General features: G+C 71.7%; 6 protein-coding genes. 4 read left to right on the top strand and 2 right to left on the bottom strand.

Features of this window, described 5'->3' with window-relative positions:
• Window positions 1-667: DinB family protein (locus tag ACR9ZK_RS19065; RefSeq protein ID WP_481343536.1), on the top strand; the 667-nt coding region annotated here is incomplete at its 5' end.
• Window positions 668-1,065: 398 nt separating this feature from the next.
• On the opposite strand, the gene ACR9ZK_RS19060 is transcribed toward ACR9ZK_RS19065, so the two are convergent.
• Complete coding sequence (locus tag ACR9ZK_RS19060; RefSeq protein ID WP_481343535.1) at window positions 1,066-1,449, bottom strand: hypothetical protein; 384 nt, start codon at window positions 1,447-1,449, stop codon at window positions 1,066-1,068.
• Window positions 1,450-1,532: 83 nt separating this feature from the next.
• Window positions 1,533-2,270 carry a dienelactone hydrolase family protein gene (locus ACR9ZK_RS19055; RefSeq protein ID WP_481343534.1) on the bottom strand — a complete coding sequence of 246 codons (738 nt, stop codon included), beginning with the start codon at window positions 2,268-2,270 and terminating at the stop codon, window positions 1,533-1,535.
• 68 nt (window positions 2,271-2,338) lie between these two features.
• Between ACR9ZK_RS19055 and ACR9ZK_RS19050 the strand changes: the two genes are divergently transcribed.
• The 3 genes from ACR9ZK_RS19050 to ACR9ZK_RS19040 form a co-directional block, all read left to right on the top strand.
• On the top strand, window positions 2,339-3,175 hold the full coding sequence (locus tag ACR9ZK_RS19050; protein WP_481343533.1) for a CPBP family intramembrane glutamic endopeptidase: 837 nt from the start codon (window positions 2,339-2,341) through the stop codon (window positions 3,173-3,175).
• 44 nt (window positions 3,176-3,219) lie between these two features.
• Window positions 3,220-4,815 carry a dolichyl-phosphate-mannose--protein mannosyltransferase gene (locus ACR9ZK_RS19045; protein ID WP_481343531.1) on the top strand — a complete coding sequence of 532 codons (1,596 nt, stop codon included), beginning with the start codon at window positions 3,220-3,222 and terminating at the stop codon, window positions 4,813-4,815.
• Window positions 4,816-4,894: 79 nt separating this feature from the next.
• On the top strand, window positions 4,895-9,285 hold a 4,391-nt coding region (locus ACR9ZK_RS19040; RefSeq protein ID WP_481343530.1), incomplete at its 3' end, for a PKD domain-containing protein.

Genomic DNA, 9,285 nt, shown 5'->3' with positions numbered 1-9,285 from the left:
CCGAGATCTACACTCTCTCCGTCGTCGGCAGCGTCAGATGTGTATAAGAGACAGCCCCATGCCCGCACAGGTTCCCCCCGTCGTCGACGAGCGCGACGGCCTCATCGCCTACATCGACCAGCAGCGCGACGCCTTCGCCTCGGCCGCCTACGGCCTGACCGAGGAGCAGATCCGCCTCACCCCCACCGCCGGAACCCTGTCGATCGGGGGACTCGTCAAGCACGTCACGAGGTGCGAACGCGGCTGGGTCGAGCGCATCGCCGCGGCGCCCGGGGCCCCGGCACCGCCCGACGCCTCGGTCGAGGAGCAGGCCGCGGCCTGGGGCGACGACTTCCGCGTCACCGACTCCGACACCCTCGACTCGCTCCTCGCCGCCCTCGCCGCCCAGGGCGACGTGACGCGCGAGGTGCTGCGCACCGCCGACCTCGACGCCGCGGTCCCCGTGCCGCGGGACGCGCCGTGGTTCCCCCGGGACCTGGAGGCGTGGTCCGTGCGCTGGGTGGCGCTGCACCTGGTCGAGGAGCTCGCCCGCCACGCCGGGCACGCCGACATCGTCCGGGAGTCCATCGACGGCGCGACGATGTACGAGCTCGTCGCCGGGCGCGAGGGCTGGCCGGACACGCCGTGGCTCAAGCCGTGGCGTCCCCCGGTGGCGACGCAGGCCTGAGCCGGGAGAGCCGAGCCAGCGACAGGCGAAGGGCCCTTGGGAGTATGAGTCCCAAGGGCCCTTCTGGGCGACCGGTCGTGGTGACGCTCCCGGCCGGCGGCTCGGTTCCTCTGGTCCCACCAGCCCCGTCACCCGGCTGGCGCAGTGGGTCACCCCACCGTACGGACCATCGTCCCCGTCCCGTCCCGCTCTCCCGGAGGAGGGCGTGAGAGATTTCTATCCGGTACGAGGCTGTCCCACAAGGGTTTTCGTGCAAGAAAGTCTCGGTACACAGGACGATCGCGTGTCGTCCACAGCATCGCGACGCTCGTCCACACCCGGAGCTGCTATGTGCACAGGTTGTCCCCCGGCGCCTGTGGACGGCCGAGGGCGGGCCTCGGGGTGGCGGCGTCGCCGCGTCAGCCGGCGGACGCCAGGACGCCCTCGAGCAGCCGGGCCGCCGCCTCCGCGACCTCCGCACCGGACGTGTCGCCCGCCCGACGCCGGTGCCCCGCCGCCTCGCGCAGGCCCGCGACCTCGTCGGCGACGACCGCTCGCTCGTCGCCGCGCCCGAGCACCCGGCGCTCGACCTCGGCCGCCCCGACGCCGATGGCCGCGCCGGCCACGTGCTCGGACGAGGTGAGGGGCCGCCCGACCCCGGACGCGTCGCGGAGCGGCACGGCCTCCGCGTTGTCGAGGGCGGCGAGCGTCGACCGCAGCGCCGACACGAGGTCCCGGTCACGCTCGCGCATGGCGGTGGTGAGGCGGTCGCGCAGGGCGCGGCGCAGGGGCGAGGTCGTCATGACGACGACGCTAGACGCGAGTCACCAAGGGAGCCAGCGCATTTCGACACCACCACGAATGAAGCCACGAAGATGGCTGCGGCTCAGTGGATCTCGAGCAGTCGCTCGCGGAAGAAACGGCGCACCGCGGCGACCGCCTCGGGGTGCCGGTGGTCGGTGAGCGTGGAGTGCCCCGCGCCGTCCAGCTCGACTGCGAGGAAGCCCTCACCCAGCTCGCGCCGCAGCGTGTCGAAGCGCGTCCCGGTGACCCAGTCGCCGCGGTAGCGCAGGCCGAGCACCGGGCACCCGTCCGCGACCCGGCGTCGGACGGCCGCGAGGTCGGAGGCCCCGAGGTTGAGGTCGGCCGCCCGCCGCGGCCCGAGCGGCAGCGGCACGGCGGGCTGGGCGACGACGGGCGCCACGACGACGGGGTCGACCATCATCGCGAGCGCGAAGCCGCCGGTGAGGCACATGCCCAGAGCGCCCACGCCGACGCCGCCGGCGCGTGCGTGCAGGTCGCGGGCGAGGCTGCGCAGCCAACCGGCGAGCGGCGCGGTGCGGCCCACCGCGACCATGGTGAACTCGCGCGTCACGCACAGCCGTGGCACGACGCGGACGGCCTCCCACGTGCGCGGCGGGGCGTGCGCGGAGCCGAACAGGTGCGGCATCGCCACGGTGAAGCCGTCACCGGCCAGCTGGTCGCCGAGCTCGACGACCTCCGGCGTGAGGCCGGGGCTCTCGTGCACGAGGACGATGCCCGGCCCTGAGCCGCGCTCGTAGACGGGATGGGTGAACCCGTCCGCGGCGTGCTCGCCGCGCTGCCAGCCGGAGAGCAACGCCACGCGCTGACCGTACCCGCGCACCGCGTCGTGCCCTCCGACCGCAGCTGCTGCGTGGCTACAGTGACGCCATGTCGACCCCGGGCCTCCTGACGCGGTTGCTCTCGCGCCCCTCGCCCTGGGACCCGGTCACCGTCGACGACCCCGTTGCGCGACACGGGCTGCGGCGCGAGACCCTCCTCGTCCTCGGCGTCAGCCTCGGGTCGTCGGCTGTGTACGCCGTGCTGTCGATCATCGAGAAGCTGACCCGGGCCGTGCCGCTGTCGCAGCAGACGACCGCGATGAACCAGTCGGCCACGCCGGACCGGCCCTGGCTCGACCTCGCCTACCAGCTGGCCAACATCCTGCTGCCGCTCGTGCCCGTGGTCCTCGCCCTCTACCTGCTCGACCACGTGCGCCGCCCGGCTTCCGCGGTCCGGGCCGCCCGGTTCCTCGGGCTCGACCGCACCGAGCCCCGGCGCGACCTGCTCCGCGGTGTCGGCCTCGCCGCCGTCATCGGCGTCCCCGGCCTCGGTCTCTACCTCCTCGCCCGCGCGCTCGGGGTCAACACGACCGTGTCGGCCGCCAACCTCGAGGCCGTGTGGTGGTCCGGGCCGGTGCTCGTGCTCGCCGCCGTCGGCAACGCCGTGCTCGAGGAGGTCGTCATGGTCGGCTACCTCTTCACCCGGTGGCGCCAGGTCGGGTGGGCCTGGCCCCTCGTCATCGCCGCCTCCGCCGTGACCCGCGGCACCTACCACCTCTACCAGGGCTTCGGCGGGTTCGTCGGCAACATCGCCATGGGCCTGCTCCTCGGCCTCGTCTTCGTCCGGACCCGGCGCGTCATGCCCCTCGTCGTGTGCCACACGGTCCTCGACGTCGTCGCCTTCGTCGGGTACTCGGTGCTCCGCGCCCGCGGCATCTCCCTCTGACTCCCGGCCCGTCGCACCCAGGGGCACTGCATACGATGGCGCGCATGAACTCGACCCGACAGGTGCGCGTCCGCCTGCTCGGGGACCCGGCCGACGACTTCCGCCTGAGGCGACGTGTCGCCGGACGCATCGCCTGGCTCGGCTGGGCCGGACCGCTGTTCTTCACGCTCGTCGGCGGCTTCATGCGCTTCTGGCACGTCGGGGCGCCGCACCAGCTCGTGTTCGACGAGACGTACTACGTCAAGCAGGGCTGGTCGATGGTCCTGTTCTGGTTCGAGATGAAGAACGACGACGTGCTGCAGCAGGCCAACCAGGTCGACCAGCACTTCACCGCCAACGACCCGATGGTCTACGGCACCGAGGGCGACTTCGTCGTGCACCCGCCGGTCGGCAAGTGGCTCATCGGCTGGGGCGAGGTCCCCTTCGGCATCCTCAACTCCTTCGGCTGGCGCTTCGCCGTGGCCCTCGCCGGCACCATCTCGATCTTCATGCTCGGACGTATTGCGAGACGGCTCTTCCGCTCCGACCTGCTCGGCACCGTCGCGGCAGCGCTGCTCGCCTTCGAGGGGCACCACTTCGTCCACTCCCGCACCGGCCTGCTCGACATCTTCGTCATGTTCTTCGGGCTCGCCGCCTTCGGGGCGCTGCTCCTCGACCGGGACCGGGCGCGGGAGGTGCTGGCGCGCAAGGTGGGTGACCGGCCGCGTGCCGCGACGTCATGGCTCGGCCCCTGGCTCGGCTGGCGGCCCTGGCGCTGGGTCGCCGGCGTCATGCTCGGGCTCTCGGCCGGCACCAAGTGGTCCGGCCTCTACTTCCTCGTCGGGTTCGGCCTGCTCACCGTCCTCTGGGACGTCGGCGCCCGCCGCGCGGCCGGTGTCCGCGGCTGGGGGGTCGGGGCGCTGGTCAAGGACGGCCCGTTCGCGTTCGTCCAGCTCGTCGTGACGGCGGTGCTCACCTACGTCGGCAGCTGGACGGGCTGGATCCTCACGCAGGGCGGTTCGTTCCGCACGTGGGGCGCCACGAACCCCGACACCCGGTACGCGTGGCTGCCGGACTGGTGGCGCTCGCTGTGGGCCTACCACCAGCAGATGTACGCCTCGACCCAGGCGATCACGTCCTCGCACCCGTACCAGACCAACCCCTGGTCCTGGCTCATCCAGGGCCGGCCCACGTCGTTCTACTACGAGGGCCCGAAGAAGGGCTCGGACGGCTGCCTCGTCGACCAGTGCAGCAAGGCCATCACCTCGATCGGCACCGTGTCGATCTGGTGGACGGCGACGGTCGCGATTCTCGTCCTGCTGTTCATGTGGGCCCTGCGTCGCGACTGGCGGGCCGGCGCCGTGCTCTGCGGCCTCTTCTCGGGCTACCTGCCGTGGTTCTTCCTCGGCAACCGCACGATCTACTCCTTCTACGAGGTCGCGTTCGTGCCATGGGTCGTCCTCGCCTGCGTGTACGTCCTCGGGATGGTCATGGGCGGGCGCGAGGCGTCCGTCACGCGTCGACGCGTCGGTCTGGGCGTCATCGGCGGGTTCGTCCTCCTGACGATGGCCCTGTTCGCGTTCTTCCACCCGATCTACGTCGCCGACGTCATCCCGCTGACGGAGTGGCAGGCCCGGATGTGGTTCCCGAGCTGGGTCTGAGGGGCTACAGCCGCTGACGTAGTCACGGCTCGTCCGTGGGCGGGTCGACCGCCCTCGTGGCCGGACCTACCGTCAGCCCATGAACCCGGGGTCGTCAGCGTCTCCTGCCCTGAACCGGCACCGGCGGGGACGGTGGCTCGCCCGCCTGCTGCCGCCCGCCATCGTCGCCGCGCTGGCGCTCCTCGTGGGGGGACCGATGCAGCCCGGCTGGGCCGCCGGTTCGGTGGACGAGGTGCACTACACCTTCACCGGGTCGACGTCGGTCGCCCTCGACTGGCGCGGCAGCGCGAACGACGTGCGGTGGGGCACCAGCAGCACGTACGGGCAGACCGCGACCGGCGTGGCCCCCGGATGGACGCCGTGGGACTCCCCCGGGCCCTTCTGGCAGCTCGAGCTGGACGGCATCGTGCCGGGCACGACCTACCACTACTCGATCGGCGGCGGACCCGACTACACCTTCCACGCGCCGCCGACCTCGAGCTTCCGGTTCGATGCCATCGGTGACGTCGGCGACACCGTCAACTTCTCCAAGCTGGGGGCGACCCTCGACAACATCACCTCCGACGACCCGTCGTTCGTGCTCATGGTCGGCGACCTGACGTACGCCAACGGCACGACGATGGACGCCGTGCACCAGCACTTCAACGACGTCATGCGCTGGAGCACCCGCGTGGCGTACATGCCTGCCTGGGGCAACCACGAGTACGACGTGGCCGGCTCGGACGACCTGCGCAACTACAAGGGCCGGCTCCTCATGCCGAACGCGGCCGCCTCCCCCGGGTCGCCGGCCATCTCCGCCGGCGGCAACGACTGGGGCTGGTTCGACGCCGGTCCGGTCCGGTTCATCGCCTACCCCGAACCCTGGACGGGTGCCTGGAGCGACTGGCAGTCCAAGGCCGGACCCCTGATGCGGCAGGCGCAGGACGACCCCACCATCAAGTACATCGTCACGTACGGCCACCGGCCCGCCTACTCGACCGGCTACCACCCCGGCGAAGCGGGCATCGCCTCGATCCTCGACGGGTTCGGGCAGTCCTACAGCAAGTACGTCCTCAACATCAACGGCCACTCCCACGACTACGAGCGCTTCCAGCCGATCCAGGGCGTCACGCACGTCACCGTCGGCGCGCCGTCGTCGCTCGAGACGCCGTGGACCAGCACCGACCCGCGCACCGCGTTCCGGGCCTTCCACCTGTCCCACCTGCGCGTCGACGTCGGGTCGACCGGCCTCAAGCTGCAGGCCGTGTGCGACGAGTCGACGACGAAGGAGGACATGGCCTGCGTCGCGGGAAGCGTCATGGACGAGTTCGTCATCGGCACGCCGCCGGTCCTGCCCGTGGCGACCGACTACTACGTCGACAAGACCAGCCCTGTCTGCACCGACTCGGGCAACGGCACGTCGAGCACGCCGTTCTGCACGATCACCAAGGGCGTCAGCCGACTGCAGGCCGGCAACGCGCTCTACATCGGTGACGGCACCTACGCGGAGACGGTCAAGCCGTCGGTCTCGGGCACCGCGAGCGCGCCGATCACCATCACGAGCTGGCCGGGCCGCAGCCCCGTCATCGGCACCGGCGTGACCAACGGCGCGTACCTGTCGACGAGGAGCTACATCGAGCTGTCCAACCTCACCTTCACGGGAACGACGGGCGACGGCATCTACGTGACCAAGAGCGACCACGTCACCATCCGAGGCAACACCGTCACCAACACGGGGCGACAGGCCCAGGGGGCGACCGCACCCGGCATCAGCATCCGCGCGACGAACAGCTCGCTCGTCGCCGACAACAACACCAACCACAACAGCGACACCGGCATCTACGTCACGAACACCTCGACCGGGAACACCGTGACCAACAACCAGTCGAGCTTCAACGCCCAGGGCTGGCAGCGCAACGCCAACGGCATCAACGTCACGAGCCCGGGCAACGTCATCTCGAGGAACGTCACCCACGACAACGAGGACACGGGCATCCAGCTCTACACCGGCGGCAACAACAACCTCGTCACCCTCAACGTCACGTACAACAACGGCGACCACGGCATCGACAACCTCAACGTCACCGGCGGGACCATCGTGGGCAACACCGTGTACCGCAACTGCACCACCGGCATCAACCTCGAGGGCACGTCCGCGGGCAGCTACCAGATCGCCAACAACATCGCCGTCGACAACGCCGTCTACCCGGCCTATGCCGGCATCGCGTGCGCGCGCCGCGCGGGCAACATCGGCGTCTGGGACGGCGCCCAGAACAGCACGCTCGTCGACCACAACCTCGTCTACCTCAGCAAGAGCGGCGTCATGTACGCCTGGGGCACGACGTACACGAGCCTGAGCGCGATGCGCGCTGCCTCCGGGCAGGAGGCCGCCGGCGTCCAGGCGGACGCCAAGTTCAGCAACGTCGGCACGTGGGACCTCTCGCTGCGCGAGGGGTCGCCGGCCATCGACCGCGGCGACAGCGGCGTGCCCGGAGCCCAGGCCACCGACATCCTCGGCTACCCCCGCGTCCGCGACCCCAACGTCGCCAACACCTTCGCGGCCGGGCCGCGGCTCTACGACGACCTCGGCGCGTACGAGTTCCAGCCCGACGTGCCGCCACCGGTCCAGCCACCGGTCGCGCGGCTGACGCTGACCCCGACCAGCGGTACGGCTCCGCTCGCCGTCAGCGCCGACGCCTCCGCGTCGACCGACCCGCAGGGCCAGACCCTCTCGTACGCGTTCGACTTCGGTGACGGCACGACCCTGCCCGCGCAGTCGTCCCCCACCGCAGCCCACACCTACCAGTCCGCCGGCACCTACACGGTCACCGTGACCGCCCGGAACACCTCCGGGCTCGTGGGCACCGCGAGCGGCTCGGTCGCCGTCGCCGCACCGCCGCCACCGGTGCAGCCGCCGACCGCAAGCCTCGTCATGACGCCGGCCAACGGCACCGCCCCGCTGTCGGTCACCGCCGACGCGTCGGCCTCGCGCGACCCGCAGGGCCAGAGCCTGAGCTACGCGTTCGACTTCGGTGACGGTACGACGCTGGCCGCTCAGGCCTCGCCCACCGCGACCCACGTCTACACCACCGTCGGCACGTTCACGGCGAAGGTCACCGTGCGCAACAGCAGCGGCCTCAGCAGCTCCACGACCGCGACGGTCGGCGTCACGTCACCGCCCGTCGTCCAGCCGCCGTCGGCGTCGCTGACGGCCACGCCGTCGAGCGGGACGGCCCCGCTGGCCCTGACCGCCGACGCGTCGGCCTCCACCGACCCGCAGGGGCAGACGCTCTCGTACGCGTTCGACTTCGGTGACGGCACGACGGTGCCCGCGTCGACGACCTCGACCGCCACCCACACGTACGCCTCGGCCGGGAGCTACACGGTCACCGTCACCGTGACGAACACCTCCGGCCTCAGCGACAGCGCGGCCAAGACCGTGTCGGTCACGGCACCGCCACCACCGGTCCAGCCACCGGTCGCCTCGCTGGCCGTGAGCCCCTCGACGGGCACGGCACCGCTGGCCGTCACGGCCGACGCGTCGGCCTCGACCGACCCGCAGGGGCAGACGCTGTCGTACGCGTTCGACTTCGGTGACGGCGCCACCGCGCCGGCGTCGGGGAGCGCGACGGCGACGCACACCTACACCGAGGCGGGCAGCTACACACTCACCGTGACGGTGCGGAACACGTCGGGCCTGGCGTCGAGCGACCACAAGACGGTCAGCGTCGCAACTCCGCCCCCGCCGCTCAAGGCGCCGACGGCATCGCTGAGCCTGACACCGTCGAGCGGCACCGCGCCGCTGGCCGTCACGGCCGACGCCTCGGCGTCGACCGACCCGCAGGGGCAGACCCTGTCGTACGCCTTCGACTTCGGTGACGGCACCACGGTGCCCGCGTCGACGACAGCCACGGCGACGCACACGTACGCCTCGGCCGGGAGCTACTCAGTCGTCGTCACGGTCACCAACACCTCCGGCCTGACCGCCACCGACCAGAAGTCGGTGCTGGTGTCGGCACCGCCGCCACCGCCCCGCGCGCCGTCCGCCGCCCTGTCCGTCAGCCCGTCGAGCGGCATCGCACCGCTCGCGGTCACCGCCGACGCCTCGGCCTCCACGGACCCGCAGGGGCAGACGCTGTCGTACGCCTTCGACTTCGGCGACGGCACCATCACCGGCACCTCCACCTCGGCCACCGCGACGCACAGCTACACGACCGCCGGCAGCTACACGGTCGTCGTCACGGTCACCAACACCTCCGGCCTGACCGCGACCGCCCAGAAGACGGTCAGTGTCTCCGCGGCGATCCGGCCGCCGACGGCCTCGTTGTCCGTGACCCCGTCCAGCGGCACGGCACCGCTCGCGGTCACCGCCGACGCCTCGGCCTCCACGGACCCGCAGGGGCAGACGCTGTCCTACGCCTTCGACTTCGGCGACGGCACCATCACCGGCACCTCCACCTCGGCCACCGCGACGCACAGCTACACGACCGC

Source organism: Monashia sp. HAY1-5C (assembly GCF_056755255.1).
This window is presented reverse-complemented; position numbering and strand designations above follow the sequence as displayed.